The 17496-nt window shown below is 68.0% G+C and carries 16 protein-coding genes; 6 read left to right on the top strand and 10 right to left on the bottom strand.

Annotated elements, in window-relative coordinates; translation table 11 throughout:
• Window positions 1-112 precede the first annotated feature (112 nt).
• The 5 genes from ACFTS5_RS23140 to mftA all read right to left on the bottom strand — a co-directional run bounded on the left by ACFTS5_RS23140 (window position 113) and on the right by mftA (window position 6105).
• Window positions 113-1477: a GAF domain-containing protein gene (locus ACFTS5_RS23140; protein WP_378634389.1), complete on the bottom strand. Its 1365-nt coding sequence runs from the start codon at window positions 1475-1477 to the stop codon at window positions 113-115.
• A gap of 105 nt (window positions 1478-1582) precedes the next feature.
• Window positions 1583-2974, bottom strand: coding sequence for a mycofactocin system GMC family oxidoreductase MftG (mftG, locus tag ACFTS5_RS23135; protein WP_378634387.1), 1392 nt, complete (start codon window positions 2972-2974; stop codon window positions 1583-1585).
• Between the two features lie 10 nt (window positions 2975-2984).
• On the bottom strand, window positions 2985-4382 hold the full coding sequence (mftF, locus tag ACFTS5_RS23130; protein WP_358060798.1) for a mycofactocin biosynthesis glycosyltransferase MftF: 1398 nt from the start codon (window positions 4380-4382) through the stop codon (window positions 2985-2987).
• Window positions 4383-4522: 140 nt separating this feature from the next.
• Window positions 4523-5998 carry a mycofactocin radical SAM maturase gene (mftC, locus tag ACFTS5_RS23125; protein ID WP_378634509.1) on the bottom strand — a complete coding sequence of 492 codons (1476 nt, stop codon included), beginning with the start codon at window positions 5996-5998 and terminating at the stop codon, window positions 4523-4525.
• A 2-nt stretch (window positions 5999-6000) separates the two neighbouring features.
• The gene (gene mftA / locus ACFTS5_RS23120; RefSeq protein WP_378634384.1) at window positions 6001-6105 is read right to left on the bottom strand and encodes a mycofactocin precursor MftA; all 105 of its coding nucleotides are present in this window, start codon (window positions 6103-6105) and stop codon (window positions 6001-6003) included.
• Between the two features lie 185 nt (window positions 6106-6290).
• Between mftA and mftR2 the strand changes: the two genes are divergently transcribed.
• Together mftR2 and ACFTS5_RS23110 are read left to right on the top strand one after the other, a co-directional pair.
• The gene (gene mftR2, locus ACFTS5_RS23115; protein WP_378634382.1) at window positions 6291-6923 is read left to right on the top strand and encodes a mycofactocin system transcriptional regulator MftR2; all 633 of its coding nucleotides are present in this window, start codon (window positions 6291-6293) and stop codon (window positions 6921-6923) included.
• Window positions 6924-6960: 37 nt separating this feature from the next.
• Window positions 6961-8016: a 2Fe-2S iron-sulfur cluster-binding protein gene (locus ACFTS5_RS23110; RefSeq protein WP_378634380.1), complete on the top strand. Its 1056-nt coding sequence runs from the start codon at window positions 6961-6963 to the stop codon at window positions 8014-8016.
• Here ACFTS5_RS23110 and ACFTS5_RS23105 read toward each other — a convergent pair.
• The 3 genes from ACFTS5_RS23105 to ACFTS5_RS23095 form a co-directional block, all read right to left on the bottom strand.
• Entirely contained in the window at window positions 8013-8786 is a 774-nt protein-coding gene (locus ACFTS5_RS23105) for a DNA alkylation repair protein (protein ID WP_378634378.1), read from the bottom strand. The genes ACFTS5_RS23110 and ACFTS5_RS23105 overlap by 4 nt on opposite strands.
• A 47-nt stretch (window positions 8787-8833) precedes the next feature.
• Window positions 8834-9598: a glutamate racemase gene (locus ACFTS5_RS23100; RefSeq protein WP_378634376.1), complete on the bottom strand. Its 765-nt coding sequence runs from the start codon at window positions 9596-9598 to the stop codon at window positions 8834-8836.
• A 66-nt stretch (window positions 9599-9664) separates the two neighbouring features.
• Window positions 9665-10864, bottom strand: a complete 1200-nt coding sequence (locus ACFTS5_RS23095; protein ID WP_378634373.1) for an NAD(P)/FAD-dependent oxidoreductase — start codon at window positions 10862-10864, stop codon at window positions 9665-9667.
• 218 nt (window positions 10865-11082) lie between these two features.
• On the opposite strand from ACFTS5_RS23095, the gene ACFTS5_RS23090 reads away from it, so the two are divergent.
• Both ACFTS5_RS23090 and ACFTS5_RS23085 read left to right on the top strand, forming a co-directional pair.
• Window positions 11083-11439 (top strand): SPW repeat protein, encoded by a 357-nt coding sequence (locus ACFTS5_RS23090; protein WP_378634370.1) that lies wholly within the window; start codon window positions 11083-11085, stop codon window positions 11437-11439.
• Window positions 11439-12056, top strand: a complete 618-nt coding sequence (locus ACFTS5_RS23085; protein WP_378634368.1) for a TetR/AcrR family transcriptional regulator — start codon at window positions 11439-11441, stop codon at window positions 12054-12056. The genes ACFTS5_RS23090 and ACFTS5_RS23085 overlap by 1 nt, the downstream gene beginning before the upstream one ends.
• 13 nt (window positions 12057-12069) lie before the next feature.
• Here ACFTS5_RS23085 and ACFTS5_RS23080 read toward each other — a convergent pair whose 3' ends face one another.
• Window positions 12070-13584: an MFS transporter gene (locus ACFTS5_RS23080; RefSeq protein WP_378634365.1), complete on the bottom strand. Its 1515-nt coding sequence runs from the start codon at window positions 13582-13584 to the stop codon at window positions 12070-12072.
• Window positions 13585-13686: 102 nt separating this feature from the next.
• Here ACFTS5_RS23080 and ACFTS5_RS23075 point away from each other — a divergent pair, with 102 nt between their 5' ends.
• Window positions 13687-14589 (top strand): helix-turn-helix transcriptional regulator, encoded by a 903-nt coding sequence (locus tag ACFTS5_RS23075; protein WP_378634363.1) that lies wholly within the window; start codon window positions 13687-13689, stop codon window positions 14587-14589.
• Window positions 14590-14642: 53 nt separating this feature from the next.
• On the opposite strand, the gene fusA is transcribed toward ACFTS5_RS23075, so the two are convergent.
• Window positions 14643-16721 (bottom strand): elongation factor G, encoded by a 2079-nt coding sequence (gene fusA, locus ACFTS5_RS23070; protein WP_378634360.1) that lies wholly within the window; start codon window positions 16719-16721, stop codon window positions 14643-14645.
• A 271-nt stretch (window positions 16722-16992) separates the two neighbouring features.
• Between fusA and ACFTS5_RS23065 the strand changes: the two genes are divergently transcribed.
• On the top strand, window positions 16993-17424 hold the full coding sequence (locus tag ACFTS5_RS23065; RefSeq protein WP_378634358.1) for a PPOX class F420-dependent oxidoreductase: 432 nt from the start codon (window positions 16993-16995) through the stop codon (window positions 17422-17424).
• Window positions 17425-17496: the final 72 nt, after the last annotated feature.

Below are 17496 nucleotides of genomic sequence, written 5' to 3'. Positions count from 1 at the left end.
AATCGGTCGGCCGTCCAGTCTGTACCGATGGGTACCCACGACCAGGGCATGAGTGTGGGCTCCAACACATCGGCCATCCATATGTGAGCCACCACACCTTCAGACCGGGACACTATGAGCCGAAACGTTGCATCTGCGTTGCATCGGCGCCGATGCGCCGGTCGAGTACCCGGATCTTGGCTTCTATCTGCGCATACAGCGGCGAATCACGATCGACGGTCGACCGATAGGCGGCCCATGCGGCGGCATCGTCGCGGCCTTCCGGACACGACGTCCATCGGCGCAGCACGGCGGCGTCGGGCGCGGCGAGCACGGCGGTCCGCAATCGGACTCGCAGCTCGTCGCGGATGTCGCAAATGCCGGGAGCCGAGGAGCGTGGCAGCACCGGACCCGCGTACAAGTTCAATGCGGATGCGGTATCACCGGAGTCGAGTGCGGCCCGCAGCTCCTCCACATCGGTTGCGACATGCACGCGGAGACGGTATGGGCGCGAACCGACCACCGAGGCACCGATCACCGACCGCAGCCGCGACATCGCCGCGCGGATCGTGCCGTTGTCGAGATCGGTGTCGTCCAGCAGTAGCGCCAGATGATCGGCGCCGAGACCTTCGGGGTGTTCGGTGAGCAAAAGCAGGATCTCGGCATGGCGTTGCGAGAGCGGCACCCGCTCCCCCGCGATGCTCAACTGAGGTTGACCGAGACCCAAGACGTCCAGACCGAGCCTGGCTTGTCCGCTGCCGTCGCGGTTCGCCGGAGCCGGCGCCTTGATGCCGTGGCTCGCGCGCATGGCTCGCAGCACCAGGTCCATCTCGGCCGCGGTCGCGGCGGCTTTGACCAATGCGAGAATTTCGGGCTTGGCCACCCGCATCCCGCCGGCAATCATCAGAACGCCGATCAGCCGGCCGTCCGGCTCGTGCACGGGAGCCGCGGCGCCGGTGATCTGGTGCATGCGATGCAGGAAATGTTCGGGTCCGTGGATCCAGGTGGCGCGGCCGGTGCGCACGACGAGGCCGACGGCATTGGTGCCGATCCGGCGCTCGCTGAGATCGTCGCCCTCGCGCACGCCGATCTCGGCGGCGGCGGCGACCTGCTCCGGATGCCCGTGCACCGACAGCACCCGACCGAACTGGTCGGCCACAGTCACGATCAATCCGGCGTGCGACGCGTCCTGGACCAGCAGTTTGTCGATCAGCGGCATGAGCGCGGCGATAGGGTGGGCGTCGCGATAACGCTCCAGATCGGCGCCGCGCAGCCCGCGACCGTCGATGACGTCCGTCGGGTCGACACCGCCGCGCACACTGCGCAGCCATGATTCGAGAACGAGCGGACGTAGAAGACCGGCCAGCTGGGTAAGCTGTTCACCACCGGCACTGAGAAATCCATGGGCCTGTGCGGCATAGGCTTCCAGAGCACCGAGCTGTGCGCCCGACTCCGATGCCTGCCGTGGGGGCCTCCCACCTGCAAGATTGCTGACCATTTGCCTTTCTTTCCCGCTACAAACTGTACCGGGCAGATATCAGGCCAACCGCCAGAAGTCGGGGTTTGTCCCGCAGGTCACATCGTGGTATCAATCGTCACTTCGTCACACGACCATGTGGTCCGCTATGGACGCGGCGAGCATCACAGTGGTGGCCTGTGGACCGCGCCTCAGCGGGACCGGGACGACCGACAGATCGGCCACCGTCAGTGCCTCGATGCCGTGCACACGCCCCTGTTCGTCGACCACCGCGCGCTCGTCCCCCGCGCGGCCCATGCGACAGGTACCGGAAAGATGTTGAGACGTGCCGAGGTTGGCGCGCAGCCAGGAGTCGTCGACGGGTCCGATGCGCCGACCCAGGAGATCCGCCGTGCGTGCTACGCCCTCGCGCAACCGGGCTCGGTCCTGCTCGGCGCGCAGATAGCGTTGGTCGACGCGGGCCGCGACGGCCGGATCAGTCGAAACCAGGGTCAGCTCGCCGGTCGACTCGGGACGCATCAGGGCGACCCCCACCCGGCGAAGACCCGGCGTGAACATCGCGGTGTACGGGCGTAGTTCCAGGTCGTCCATTTCTAGGACGTACTCGAGCGCGACGGTCGACCGCGCGGGTTCCGCTCCGGCGAATTCGATGCCGATCTCCGGATGATCGGTGCACCACGCGCCCACCGGAGCGGGTCGCAGCACCGGAACGCCGAGCGAGCGCAGCAGCGGTTCGGGGCCGATCCCGGATCTGATCAGCAGCGCGGCCGACTCCACCGCACCCGCGCACAACACCACCTCATCGGCATACGTCGTCCCGTGTTCTCGCCCGCGAGCCCACTCCACACCGATTACCCGCGTGCCACGCAGTAATAGCCGGGTCACCATTGTTTCGCCGGTGAGGATCAGATTGCTTCGGTGGAGTGCGGGAAAGAGATGGGTGATCGCGGGCCCGGCGCGGCGACCTCGCGATAGCGCCAACGGCACGCGCCCGAATCCCACGCCGGTATCTGCCGGTGTGTTGAGGTCGGGAATTTCGGTGAATCCCGCTGCCACGCAATGTCGCGCGAATTCGACGCTGAACTCGGAGGGGTCGCTGGTTCGTGAGATCGGGATCGGGCCGCCGATGCCGTGACCGGGCACAGTGCCGAAATCCGCGTCGTCTTCCAGCGCGCAGAACACCGGGAGGACCGATTCGAACGACCAGCGCGGGCCCGCCACCGCGCTCCAGGCGGCGAAGTCGTCGGCGGGTGGGCGGATGAAGTAGCTGCCGTTGATCGCACCGGAGCCACCGATCACTTTGCCCCGCACCAGATTTCCCGGATAACGCCACACCAGCCGGGACTCGGGGCCGACCGGGAGATGACCTGGGTCGAGCAGTTCGACGGGCAGCTCCCCCATCGCGGCGAAAACCGGTCCGGCTTCGAAGACACGCACGGAACGCGCCGGATCGGCGCTGAGCCGCGCGGCGAGCACGCAACCCGCCGACCCGGCTCCGACGATGAGAGTGCTGGTCACGCAGCCGTCTTCAGCGGGGCGGCACGCTCGGCTTGAGCGCTTCGAAACTGCGCGCCCGGATGACGCCCAGCCACAGGCCCGTGCCGTAGGCCACGTCGTCGAGACGCTTGTAGGCCACATAGCGGACCGGGTCGAGCCCGCCCGAGTCGCGATGGGTGAACCAGTCGGCGAGACCGTCGGCGAGTGCCATCGTGATGGCGATCTTGCGGATCCGGCTCGACGCGATCACCGCGAGGAGCGTCACCGGCCAATAGTCCCGGCACATCGCCGAAGCCAGTCGCCACATCCCGGCGAAGTAACCGCGCGCGAGGTAGACCGCCGCGATCCGGGTCGGGTTGTCCAGTTCGGTGAAGACCCGGCGCAGGCGAACCAGGGCCGTGGCCAGGGTGACGAGTCCGCCGAGCAGACCCCATTTCGACAGTGTCGCGAACAGCAGACTGGCCAGCACGGTCCAGGTCGGCACCGACAGCGGCGAGACCAAGCCCGAGTGCCGTTTCCCGAGTGGTGCCGCGCCCGTGCCGTAGAACAGCTTCCGCCCGAACCAGGCGCGGAAGGCGACCCGGTGATCGTGGGCGACGTGCGCGGCGGGCTCGTAGCGCAACCGCCAGCCCGCGCGTTCGAGCCGCCAGCACAGGTCGACGTCCTCGGCCACCTGCATCGATTCGTCGAATCCGCCCTCGCCGAGCAGCGCCGCGCGCCTGGCCAGCAGCGCCGCGCTCGGCACGTACGACACGATGCCGCGGGCGTGCACCGCCGATTCGCGCCGGCCGAGATCGAGTGAGGAGCGGGTGTGTTCGTAGCGAGCGAGCGCGTTGGATTCGGAATCGAGGGCCACGATGCGCGGCGCGACCAGCGCGACCTGCGGATCGCTGAAATGTCCGAGCATGACCTCGAGCCAGCCGCTGCGCGGCACCACATCGGAGTCGAGGAACGCCACGAAGCCCGTTGTCGCCGCCTGCAATCCGGCATTTCGGGCGGCGGCGGGGCCGAGCGGGCTCTCGTGCCGCAGCACCGTCACCTGACCACGGCCCGGTCGCGGCGGGATGCGGACCGGCTCGTCGGAGCCGTCGTCGACGACGATCACATTGTGCCCACGCAGCACTGCCAGCAGACGTAGCAGCCCGTCGGCGTTGTTGTAGAGCGGAATGACGACGGTGACGTCGTCGAGGGACGGTTCGAGCCGCGGACGCGGGTTGGCCACGCCGGAATCGAGCAGCCGGCGGGCGACGATCGCGGACTTGGTGTCGGTCACCTCCAGGTATCCGTCGCCGATCAACTCGGCGGCCTCCGGGGCCAAGCGCAGCATCCGTGCGGGCGATCCTCCGATCAGGATCCGACCCCCGGAAAATGCGCGTACCCGTGGATCGATCCGTACCCCGAAGCCGTCGGGCAGACGATCATGGCGCATTCCTCGCATGCTATGCGCAGTTGAGCTCTCAGACATCATCACCCCACAAAAAAGGAGGAAAGTCTGCCTGAAATGCCGCTGTGACCGGTTGCCGGACGCGTCAACAAGATCGGCAGCGCATTTCCGGCAACCGGCCGCGGTCAGCCGAGCGGACTCTCGTTGCACGCCTTGGCAGGTGGGCGCTTCACGGTCAACGGCAGCGACACCCTGCCCCGACTGCGAACCGGGCGCGAGTGGTCGACGGCGGGGCGCGGAATGGTGCGTCCCGGCGCCGACAGCGCCGCTTCGCCGTAGCCCTGAACGCATTCCGGGTCCGGTCCGTTGGCGGGCAGGCCGGTGAAGAATTTCGCGGCCATGCAGCCACCACGACAGGAGTCGTAGTGCGAGCACTTCGTGCACGCGCCACCGTCGACCGGCTCGCGCAGTTCGGCGAAGAGCTCGGAGTCGGTCCAGACCGCCGCGAAACCACCGTCGGCGACGATGTTTCCGGCTTTGAAGCGGTCATGGATGGCGAACGGGCAGGCGTAGACGTCACCGACCGGATCGACCAGACAGACCACCCGGCCCGCACCGCACATGTTCAAACCCGGTAGGGCCGAGCCGAATGCGGACAGGTGGAAGAACGAGTCGCCGGTGAGGACGCCCTCGCCGTTGCGGACGAGCCAGTCGTAGAGCTCGCGCTGCTGTTCGGGCAGCGGATGCAGCTCGTCCCACACGTCCGCGCCGCGACCCGAGGGACGAAGGCGGGTGAGTCGCAAGGTGGCGCCGTACTTGTCGGCGATGGCCTTGAACTCGTCGAGCTGGGAGATGTTGTGCCGGGTGGCGACCACCGAGAGCTTGGCGTCCTTGAAACCCGCCGCGGCGAGGTTCGACAGCGCCTTGATCGCGGTGTCGTAGGAGCCGGGACCGCGCACGGCGTCGTTGACCGCGGCATCGGCGCCGTCGAGGGAGATCTGCACGTCGACGTAGTCGCTGGCCGCCAAACGCGCGGCGACCTCTTCGTTGATGCGAACGCCGTTGGTGGAGAACTTGACCCCCACATTGTGCGCGGTGGCGTAGTCGACCAGTTCCCAGAAGTCCGGGCGCACAGTCGGTTCACCGCCGCCGATGTTGACGTAGAAGATCTGCATGCGCTCGAACTCGTCGATCAGCGCCTTGCACTGCTCGGTGCTCAGTTCGTTCGGGTCGCGGCGACCCGACGAGGACAGGCAGTGCACGCACGACAGGTTGCAGGCGTAGGTGAGTTCCCAGGTAAGGCAGATCGGTGCGGCGAGGCCCGATTCGAAACGGTCGATCAGCCTGCCGCCCTGGGTGGCGTCACCCGCCGCCAAGGCTGTCGGCGCGGCGGTGACCGGTCCGGGCGAGGCCACGATCATGTCGGTGTCGGCCAGCTGCGCGAGCGCTGCGACGTGCGCGTCGGAGGCGTCTACGCCCTTGGCACGCAGTGCGTCGCGCACGGAGGAGTGCGCGGGCAGCGACCGGACCACATCGACGAGATCGCGGCTCTTGAGGAACGAGAGCTTGCGGGTCCCGAAGTGGTACAGCAGCGCGCCGAAGGATTCCGGGCGCAACGAGACCCGAGGGTGCAGCGTCCAGCGGGTGTCGAGGTCCAGCATGGTCAGTACACGCCGCACATGCCGTCGATGCTGACCTCTTCGATCAGCGTCTCGGTGACCAGGTCCTGGTCGGATTCGACGGTCGCGGGCGTGGTGTTCTCAGGCATGACTACCTCCATTGTGTTGCCGGTCACCACGCACCTTAACGTCAGTGACTGCCATAAAGGGCGAAATCGGAAAATCTTTCTCTGAGCACACCCCGCCCCCCTCGGCTGCGAACCCCTCTAGACTTCCGGAGGCAGGGATGGGAAAAGGGCTGATGGCCCGGTGGCAGCAGAGGTGAGGCAGAGGCTTGCGTAACCATGGTGGGGCGGGTGCTGGTTCGACACTGTCCGAGGCAGAGATCGTCGACGCGGCACTGAGGGTGGTGCGCGAGGACGGGGTCGAAAAGCTGTCGATGCGACGGCTCTCGCGCGAGCTCGGGGTGTCGCCGATGGCGCCGTACTACTACGTGGCCGACAAGCGCGAGCTACTCGATCTGGTCGCCAGCGCCGCACTGGTCGGGGTGCGCAAGCCCTCGCGCGAGTCCGGTCCGTGGCAGGAGCGCCTGCGCGATCTGATCGATCAGATAGACGATAAACTGCGCACGCATCCCGGCCTGGGCGACATCTTGCTCGAGCAGATGCTCGGCAAGCAGCTCGACCTGATCGACGCCGTGATGGAGATCCTGTTCGACGCGGGCTTCAGCGACCGCAACGTGCTGGCCGCCTACGCGACCATCCACACCTACCTGTTCGGCCGCAGCAGAGTGAACCCGCGCGACCGTTCCGCGCCGGCCGACGTGCTGCTGCCCGAGGCGGTGGCCCGAGCCACGAAGTACATGTCCGACCTGCGCGGCAAGTACTCCTACGACTTCGGGATGGAGGTGCTGGTCGCCGGACTCGAGGCGCAGCTTGCCCTGCAGGCGCGTCCCGGCCTAGCATGAAACTGAAACACGTTCTAGTTTTGCCCGAGAGGACGACATGACCACAGTCGAGGTTCCGCACGGCTCGCGCTCGGTGGTGCTGCGAGTAGCCGCGGTGATCGCCGAAACGGCCGACACCAACTCCGTGGTCTTCGAGGTGCCCGCCGAACTCCGCGAGCGCTTCGCCTACTCCCCCGGCCAGTTCCTGACGCTGCGCATCCCGAGCGAGCAGACCGGATCGGTCGCCCGCTGCTATTCGCTGGCCAGTTCGCCGTTCACCGATGATCTGCCGAAGGTGACCGTCAAGCGCACCGTGGACGGATACGGCTCGAACTGGCTGTGCGACAACATCGCCGCGGGCGACGAGGTCGAGGTGCTGCCGCCGTCAGGTGTGTTCACGCCCAAGGATCTCGACGAGGACATGCTGCTGTTCGGCGCGGGCAGCGGGATCACGCCGGTGATGTCGATCCTGAAGTCGGCACTGTCGCAGGGTTCCGGCAAGGTCGTGCTGGTCTACGCCAATCGCGACGCGACCTCGGTGATCTTCGCGGACGAACTCCGCGATCTCGTCGGTAAGCATCCCCAGCGACTCACCGTCATCCACTGGCTCGAACCGCTGCTCGGCCTGCCGACCGCCGACATGCTGGCCACCCTGGTCCGGCCCTACACCGCCTACGAGGCGTTCATGTGCGGGCCCAAGCCGTTCATGGACCTGGTGCACGACGCGCTGGCCTCGCTCGAGGTCCCGCGCAACCGCACCCATGCCGAGGTGTTCAACTCTCTCGCCGGAGATCCGTTCGCCGACCACGCGCCCGCCGAGGTGTCCGAGGCCGAAGCGGCCGACGCGGCGACGGTCGAGGTGGAGCTCGACGGCCAGGTGCACGAGATGTCGTGGCCACGCAAGCAGACGCTGGTCGACATCATGCTCGACAAGGGCCTCGACGTGCCCTACTCCTGCCAGGAGGGTGAGTGCGGGTCGTGTGCCTGCACCGTGCTGGAAGGCAAAGTGGAGATGGCCAATTCGGAGATCCTCGATCCCGAGGACATCGAGAACGGGTACATCCTCGGCTGCCAGGCGCGGCCGGTGACCGATCGGCTGCGGATCCAGTTCTAACGCATGGCGCGGTAGGCGGCGCGTTGCTCGGGGTCGAGGTGTTCGGTCGCGTAGCTCAACGCGGTGCGGCCCAGTTCGGGTGCGTTCCTGTTCAGGAAATCGGTGAGTGCGGTCTGGTCGACGCGCTTGCCGATTTCGCGCAACATCCAGCCCAGCGCCTTCTGGATCAGATCTCGGCGGTCGGTCCGAAGGATTTCGGCGAGTTCCAAGGTGGTGCTCGGGTCGCCCGCCTTGATGAACGCGAACGTCGACAACAGCGCGACTCGGCGCTCCCACAGCGAATCCTGTTCGGCCAGTTCGAACAGCAGCGTCCGGTCCTTGTCGAGTAGCCAGGGGCCGATGATGTTCTCCGCGGAGGCGTCGACCAGATCCCAGTTGTTGACCCGGCCGCGCCGGACAGCCGCCAGGTAGAGATCGACCATCTCCTGACGGGCCTTGTCGTCGAGAGCACGCGGTTTCGATGCCGCCGCGAAGCGGGCGTTGAGGATGAACAGGGCGGCCAGGCGTTCCTCGTGGAGGGGACTGTCGAGGAGTTCGTCGATCTGCGAAAGCGGCAGCGCGGGGAACTGTTTCGCCACTCTTCTGGTGACAGGTACTCGGATGCCGAGAAAGATGTCGCCCTCGCCGTATTCGCCGGGGCCGGTCTTGAAGAAGCGTTGCAGGTGATGCGCGTCAGTGGGGTTCGCCAGGTCGGCGAGGGCCTTACGCACCTGTGCAGCGGTGGGAAGCTCGGACACACGCACCTCCGGGTCGGCGGATTCCCTCCGCATTCAACACTGGTGCGGTGACATGCCCGCGCAGGCTCCCCGCCGTCCGGTCAGGCCGGTAGCGCGCCGAGCAGGCGGCCCGACTCGAATGTCGCCGCACCGGAGGGCAACTCGCCCGGCCGACCGCTCGTGCGGACGGTGACGGTGCCGGTGCCGGTGCCGGGGCGGCCGAGTTCGTCCATCTTGCGGACGGTCTGGGCGGCGACGGCTTGGGCGCTGTCGAACAGGCGCACACCGTCGGGCAGTGCGGCGACGATGGCGTCGATGACCAGTGGATAGTGGGTGCAGCCGAGGACAACGCCCTCGACGTCGGCCGGGGTGCGCGCGGCCGAGTCGGCGATCGACTCGCGGATCGCCTTGATGTCGCCGCGGTCGATCGCGTCGGCCAGCCCGTGGCAGGCGACCCCGACGACCTTCGCGTCACCGCCGAACCTGGCGATCAGATCGGCCTGGTAGCGGCTGGCAGTGGTCGCCGCCGTCGCCCACACGGCTACCGAATTACATTGTGCGGCAGCAGGTTTGATCGCGGGAACAGTGCCGATCACCGGCACCGACTCCCCCACCTCCGCCCGCACATGCGCCAACGCGGTGACACTCGCGGTATTGCACGGCAGCACGATCACCTCGGCCCCCGCCTCGATCGCCTGCCGTGCCGTGCCGACGACCCGCTCGACCACCCACTGCTCCGGCTTGGGCCCCCAGGGCGCGCCATCGGGGTCGAGCAGCAGCAGCAAGTCGACGTCGGGCCGCAGCTTGCGCAACCACGAAGCCGTAGGCAACAGGCCGAGGCCGGAATCGATGAGCGCGACGATCACCGCTACACCGTATTACAGCGGCGAGCTCGGCCGATCGCGACCACGTACGCACCGGCCCGAGCGGGCTCAGCCTGCCGCGGCGAGGAGGTCCGCCACCGGGGTGGGGGTGGCCAGTTTGGCGCGCAGTTTCATCACCTGGCTGGTCAGGCCCGCACCGAGCACGGCGGTGAGGATGCCGTCGCGCGAGTAGTAGGCGAGGAACTTGCGGCCGTCGTCGGTGACCACGGTGACGTCGTCGTGGGGCGAGGGGGTGCCGAGGGCCTGGATCTTGATGTCGTACTGGTCGCTCCAGAAGTACGGCACGCGGGCCATGGTGGGCGGTGTACCGCCGAGGAGGGCGGTGACCAGCAATTTTGCCTGTTCACCCGCGCTCGTCCAGTGTTCGACCCGCTTGCGGACGCCGGAGTCGTGCTGCCAGGCGGCGACATCACCGACCGCCCAGACGGCGTCGGCGGAGGTACGGCCGACCTCGTCGGCGAGCACGCCACCGCCCGCGGACCTGTCGGCCAGCTCGATACCGGAGTCGGCCAGCCAGTCGGTGACGGGGACCGAGCCCACGCCGACCACGACCAGGTCGGTGTCGATGTCGGTGCCGTCGGTGAAGACCGCGCCACACACCCGGCCGGAATCGTCGGCGCGCAGGGTGTCGACGCCGACACCGCAGCGCAGGTCGACGCCTTCGTCGCGATGCAGGCGCGCCACCAGGCCACCGATCTGCTCGCCCAGGACCGAGGCCAGCGGGGTCGGCTGGGGTTCGACGAGGGTGACCTCGACTCCGGCGGCACGGAAGCTGGCGGCGAGTTCGCAGCCGATGAAACCGGCGCCGATGATCAGGGCCCGGTTCGCACCGTCCAGTTCGGCGCGCAGGGTCGCGGCGTCCTCGTGGGCACGCAGCACGTGCACTCCCCCGACCTGGGGCAGACCGGGGAGCCTGCGGGGGCGCAGACCGGTCGCGATGATCAGCTGGTCGTAGGCGATGGTGGCACCGTCGGCCAGGGTGACGGTGCGCGCGGCGGTGTCGACACCGGTGACGGCCGTGCCGAGGCGCAGCTCGATGTTCTTGTCCGCGAAGAACTCCGGCGGGCGAAGGGTGGTGTCGTCGGTCTCGCCGCGCACGAACTGCTTCGACAGCGGCGGGCGGTCGTACGGCGCGCGCGTCTCGTCGCCGAGCAGCAGCACACCGCCCTCATATCCGGCCCGACGCAGTTCCTCGGCCGTGCGCAGGCCTGCCAGACCCGCTCCGACGATCACGATGGGCGCGCTCATATTGTGTCCTCTCGGCATGCTCGGTCGCTGACCGCTCGTGCCATGTTTCTGCTGTGTCGCGGACCACTACGGCCCCCAGATGTTTGTACCAGTGCGCCGGGTCACCTGTGACACCCACGTCGCAACACAACCGTGCCGCTTCCGATGTCGACCGGGCGGTCAATCAGGAGTAGACCGAGGTCAGAGGTATTTTTCGTCTCAACGAGGAGGCATTTCCCATGTTCACCAACAGTCGCGCACAGGACTTTCTGGCCGTTGTGCTCGGCGCATTCACCGCACTGTCGCCCCTGTGGCTCGACACCAACGACAACGCCCGCTGGACCCTGATCGTGCTCGGCGTACTCATCGCCGCGACGGGTCTGATCCAGATGGCCAGGGACGACCTGATCGTCGCGGACTACGCGATGGGCGTATTCGGCGTGCTGCTGTTCATCTCGCCGTGGGCCATGGACTTCACCGCGTTCAGCGGCGCGTCCTGGACCGCCTGGGTGGTCGGAGTGGTGACGGCGGTGGTGGCGGTCGCCGCGCTGCCTGCCATGAACCAGCGCCTGCACAACATGGCTCCACATCACTGATGCCGGGCCGACGAGTCGGGCGCCGCAACGCGAAACGCGATGGCGACGCCCGGCAACTCATCCTGGATGCCGCCGAGACCCTGTTCGCCGCACAGGGATTCGACGCGACGCCGACCGCGGCCGTCGCCGCGGCCGCCGATGTGCCGAAAGGACTGGTCTTCTACTACTTCCCCACCAAGAACGCGATCCTGTCCGCGCTCATGCGCGAACGCGTCCCCGAACACCCGATCGACGACCTCGCCGCCCTGGTGACCCCCGGCGATCCGGCCGCCAGCCTGATCAACCTCGACACCGCGATCAACCTGCGCGACCATCACTCCTCGGTGCTGCGGGTGATCATGTGGCGCGAAGCCGACACCCACCCCGACGTGCGCCGCAAACTCCGCGCGCTGCGCGATCAGCTCCTCGATGTCACCACCCGCGTCCTGCAAGCCAGCACCCCCGTCCCCGTCCGCCCCGGCACCCTCCACGCCTGCGCCGCGGCCTGGGTGTCCGCCATGTTCGCGATCGCCAGCACCGACCGCCTCCACGCCCTCGACGACCTCCCCGTCCCGACGGCCGACGACCTGCTGAACGTCGCCCAGGTGGTCGCGGCGGGAATGACCCACCTCGGCTGAGGGCGTCGATCCATCAGCTTCGGCTGTGTACCGTGCCTCCCGGATGAGAGGCCGAGACCGGGTCCGATCTGCGTACGGCGAGTGCCCTGCTCCGGAGAACGCGAATGGCCACCGAGCCGAGGACCACGTGCAAGGTGGCCGCGGTAGCGGCGACGACGTGCAATCCGCTGACGAAGGCGCCGCGGGCGTCGTCGAGCTCGGCGGAGGCCACCCCGGGCAGACGCAGCGTTTCACCGAGGGTCGGCGCGAGGTCCGGGCCGTGGATGCGGAAGAGCACGGCGGCCAGCGAACCGAACAGGGCGATGCCGAGGGCGTTGCCGAGTTCGTTGCCGGTTTCGGCCAGCGCGGCGGCCGCGCCCGCCCGTTCCGCCGGAACCGCAGCGACCGCGATGTCGGCGACCACGCTGAACGAGATGCCGTAGCCGAAACCGGCGACCACGGTCGCGGCGATGTACCAGCCGAGCCCGCCGCCGGTGCCGGTCGGCAGCAGCAGCGACAGCCCCATCGCGATCGTGAAGTGGGCGGTGATCAAGGCGGCCGAGCGGCCGACGCGGGCCACGACGGCCGGGGTGACCACAGCGGCCACAGTGAGAACGACGGCACCCGGAACCGCGAGCAACGCGGCGTCGGCGATAGAGATGCCCAGAACGGATTGCAGGTAGACAGCCGCCAGATACGCGGTCGCCGACCAGGCCGCCAGCGGCAGGAACCCGGTGACCATCGCGATGACGAAGACCGGGTTGCCGAACAAGGTGAAGTCGATGAGCGGATTGCCGATGCGCCGTTGCCTGCGGCCGAACCACCCGAGCACTGCCACCCCGGCCAGCCCTGCCGCAACCGACGACATGGATATACCCTGCGCGGCACTGTGTTTCACGGCGTACATGGCACTCAGCAACCCGGCGGACGAGGTGACCACGCTCGCCACATCGATGCGGCCGCCACCGGTCGCGTGTACCTCACCGAGCAGGATCGGCGCCAGCACCAGGAACACCACGACCACCGGCACATTGATCAGCAGCACCGACCCCCACCAGAACCGGGGAAGCAGCTGCCCGGCGACGATCGGGCCGATCGCGAAACCCGCGGCGAAGGTGGCGGCGAAGATACCGATGGCCTGCGCGCGTCGGCGCGGGTCGGTGAACAGTGTGCCGAGCACGGCGAGCGCCGACGGCAACAGCGTCGCGCCCGCCACACCCATCAGGACGCGGAAGGCGATCAGCAGTTCGGGGCTCGTGGCGAAGGCCGCCCCTACCGAGCCGAGGCCGAACATCGCCGCTCCGATCATCAGCAGGCGTTTGCGGCCGTAACGGTCGCCGATGGTGCCGAACGCGATCAGCAGGGCGCCGACCGCGAAGCCGTAGCTGTCCAGGATCCAGAGCGATTCGTCGGCCGAGGGCGACAGCGCCTCGGTGATGGCGGGCATGGCCAGGAACAGCACCGAGCCGTCCATGGCGACGAGCAGTACGGGGCCGAGCACCACCAGCAGGCCCAGCCAGGACCGCAGCTCGATATCGATTCGATTCATGTCCCCACCCTGCGATCGCGTGCGAGCGGCAACCAGACCCCTGACGTGGGTACACCCGGCCGGGATAGGCAGGACAGCCCGGTGGTGCCTACGATCGGAACGATGGAGTTGGAAAGCCTCGGAACGTTCCTCAAGTCCCGCCGCGACCGAACTACCCCTGAGCGGATCGGCCTACGCACCTTCGGCGTCACCCGCCGCGTCCCCGGGCTTCGCCGCGAAGAACTCGCTCAGCTCGCCGGAGTCAGCGCCGGGTACTACACACGCCTCGAACAAGATCAGGCCGGGACCGTTTCCGCACAGGTCATCGACGCCATCGCCCGGGTGCTCCAGCTCGATCCCGCCGAAACGGCCCATCTGCACAACCTCGCAGGTCAACCGGCCGTGCCGCATCTGGTCCGGACCGAACCGGAACAGCCACACCCGCGGGTTCTCACGCTGCTCAGCTCGCTCGGCGACACCATGCCCGCTGTCGTGCTCGGACGCCGTGGCGATGTGCTCGCCTGGAATCACGCCGGGCACGCGCTCGTCGGCGAGCACCTCGACTTCACCGCGCCCGAGGACCCCACACGACGTCCCTCGATTCCGCGACTGTTCTTCCTCGATCCGCTCGCCAGGGATCTGTACCGGAACTGGGACGAGCTCGCCCGCATTCACGTGGGCTACCTCCGGCTGACCGCGGGGCGCTACCCCACCGACGCGCGGCTGGCCGAACTGATCGGCGAACTCGCCATGCGCAGTACGACCTTCGCGACGCTGTGGGCCGGCGCGGAGGTCGCCGATTGCACCGTCGGGCCGATGGATCTTCGTCATCCGACGGTCGGCCGTGTCGACGTCGACTATCAGGTGTGGTTGCAGCCCGACAGTCCTGACCACCGGCTCGAGGTCTACACCGCGCGCGATGCGAGTTCGGCAGACGCGCTGCGCCTGCTCACTGCCGGATCCACCAGGACGCGCCGGGTGCCGGCGATGGTCGACTCCGAGACACCGGACGGAAGCCCCACCTAGGCCCCGTCGACGAACCGGTGACGCCGCGTGGATCGCGACGCCACCGGTGTCGATCAACTGCCCGCGATGATCGACTCCGCAGCACCCGGCGGGACCGGGGCGTAGGAGTCGAACACCATCGAGTAGTTCGCTCGGCCACGGGTTTTCGAGCGCAGATCCCCGATGTAGCCGAACATCTCCTGGAGCGGGGTCAGCGCGCGGATGATGTGCGCGCCGCCCCGTTCCGTGAGCTCGGTGACCCGGCCGCGACGGGCGTTGAGATCACCGATCACCTCGCCGACGTACTCCTCCGGCGTCACGACCTCCACGGCCATCACCGGTTCGAGCAGCACCGGCTTCGCTCGCGCGAGCGCCGCGCGCACCGCCGCCGCTCCCGCGAGACGGAACGCCAGTTCCGACGAATCCTGCACGTGGGCGGCGCCGTCGAGCAGCGTCACCTTCACGTTCACCAGCGGAAAGCCGGCGAGCGTGCCGACGCGCAGCGCGTCTTGCGCGCCCGCGTCCACCGCGGGGATGTACTCCCGCGGTACGCGCCCGCCGGTGACCCGGCTCTCGAATTCGTAGATCGCGTCGTCATCGGCCACGTGAGGTTCCAGCGCGATCACCACCTTGGCGAACTGCCCGTGCCCACCCTGTTGCTTGCGGTGGGTGTATTCGAACAGATCGACTGCCGCGGTGATGGTTTCGCGATAGGCCACACGCGGGGCGCCGATGTCGGCGTCGACCCGGAACTCCCGTTTCATCCGGTCGACCAGGATCTCCAGATGCAGTTCGCCCATGCCACCGATGACCGTCTGACCGGTTTCGGCGTCGACATGCACCGTGAACGTCGGATCCTCGTCGGCCAGCCGAGCCAGGGCGGTGCCCAGCTTGTCCTGGTCGGCGCGGGTCCTCGGTTCGATCGAGACGGCGAGTACGGGGTCGGGGACGGTCATCGACTCCAGGACGACGGGGGCTGCCCGATCGCACAGGGTGTCGCCGGTTCCCGTCGCCTTCAGGCCGATCACGGCACAGATCTGCCCGGCCTGCACCCGCTCGACGGCGATCTCGGTGCTCGAATGCATCTGGAACAGTTTGCCGAGACGCTCCTTTCGTCCATTGGTCGAATTCAGCACGGTCGCACCGGGTTCGGCGGTACCGGAGTACACCCGCAGGTAGACGAGCTTGCCGAAGAACGGGTGCAGCGCGACCTTGAACGCCAGCGCCGCGAACGGCTCGGCGATATCGGGCGCGCGGTGGACGTGCTCGCCCTCCGGCGAGAACCCGTGCACGGCCACGACATCCAGCGGCGACGGCAGGTAGTCGACAACCGCGTCCAGCAGTGGCTGCACGCCGATGTTGGCCAGCGCCGAGCCGCACAGCACCGGGTAGGCCTGTGCGTCGATCGTCATCCGCCGGATGGCGGCTTTCAGGAGGTCGACGGTGATCGCCTTGCCCGCGAGATAGCGCTCCAGCACTTCCTCGTCGGCCTCGGCGACCGCGGCCTCCAGCGCATCCCGATGCTGGAAGGCCTTGGTACGCAAGTCTTCCGGAATCTCGATGGTCTCGAAGCGAGCACCGCGATCGGTGTCGCCACGCCACACCTTGGCGGTCATCTCGACCAGGTCGATGATGCCGTCGAACTCGCGTTCCGCACCGATCGGCAGCTGAATCACCAACGGGCGCACCCGGAGTCGCTCCGCGATGGTCCGCACGGTGAACGCGAAATCGGCACCGAGCTTGTCCATCTTGTTCACGAAACAGATCCGCGGGACGCCGTACTTGTCGGCCTGGCGCCACACCTGCTCCGACTGCGGCTCCACGCCCTCCTTGGCGTCGAATACCGCGATCGCACCGTCGAGCACCCGCAGCGAACGCTCCACCTCGACGGTGAAGTCGACGTGGCCGGGGGTGTCGAGGATGGTGATCTGGTGCTCGTTCCACCAGCAGGTGGTCGCCGCCGCCGCGATCGTGATGCCGTGTTCGCGCTCCTGGATCATCCGGTCCATCACCGCGGTGCCGTCGTGCACCTCGCCGAGGGTGCGGGTGACGCCGGTGTAGAACAGCACCCGCTCGGTCGTCGTGGTCTTGCCCGCGTCGATGTGGGCGGCGATGCCGATATTGCGTATTCGGGCGAGATCGATTCTGGTCATGGGAATCCCCCAGGCTGGTCCGGTCGAGGAATCGACGCTCGCCAGTTGTGCGTTCCTGGGACGGCACGGGCGTCGGATCACGCGGCGCCGCACCGGCGCCGAACGACCCGATGCGAGCTAGAACCGCGACTGCGGACGTGCTGTAACCATGCGACAAGTTCTACGCGCCCGATCGCGCGGTGTCGACGGGATTTCCGCAGCCCGGGCATAAACGCGCGACCACGGCGGTTCGTCACAACGAACAGCCCCGCCACCCCCTAGGAGCCGATCGATGCCCGAAACCCCGCTCGACCTGCACGCCCTCATCGCCGACTCCCGCATCGGCATCCTGGCCACCATCAAGTCCGACGGCCGCCCCCAGCTCTCCCCCGTCACCCCGTACTACGACCGCGCCGCGGGCATCATCTATGTCTCCATGACCGAAGGCCGCGCCAAAACGATCAACCTCCGCCGCGACCCGCGCGCCGCGCTCGAGGTCACCAGCGCCGACGGCTGGTCGTGGGCCACCGCCGAAGGCACCGCCACCTTGACCGGCCCCGGCACGGACCCGAACGGCCCGGAAGTCGAAGCCCTGGTCGACTACTACCGCGCGGCCGCAGGCGAGCACCCCGACTGGAACGAGTACCGCGAGGTCATGGTCGCCGACCGCCGCGTGCTCATGGCGTTGTCCGTCGAGCACGTCTACGGCGCCAAGATCCGCTGAGTCAGGTTGTCGCCGAAAGGAACTCGGTGACATCCGGGGCGAACCGGGCAGGTCTGATCGCACCCGAGTGGC

It is taken from the genome of Nocardia sp. NPDC056952 (assembly GCF_042674185.1).
In the GTDB taxonomy this organism is placed as follows: Bacteria; Actinomycetota; Actinomycetes; order Mycobacteriales; family Mycobacteriaceae; genus Nocardia.
Note: the sequence above shows the minus strand (reverse complement) of the source record. Positions and strands in the feature narration are given on the sequence as shown.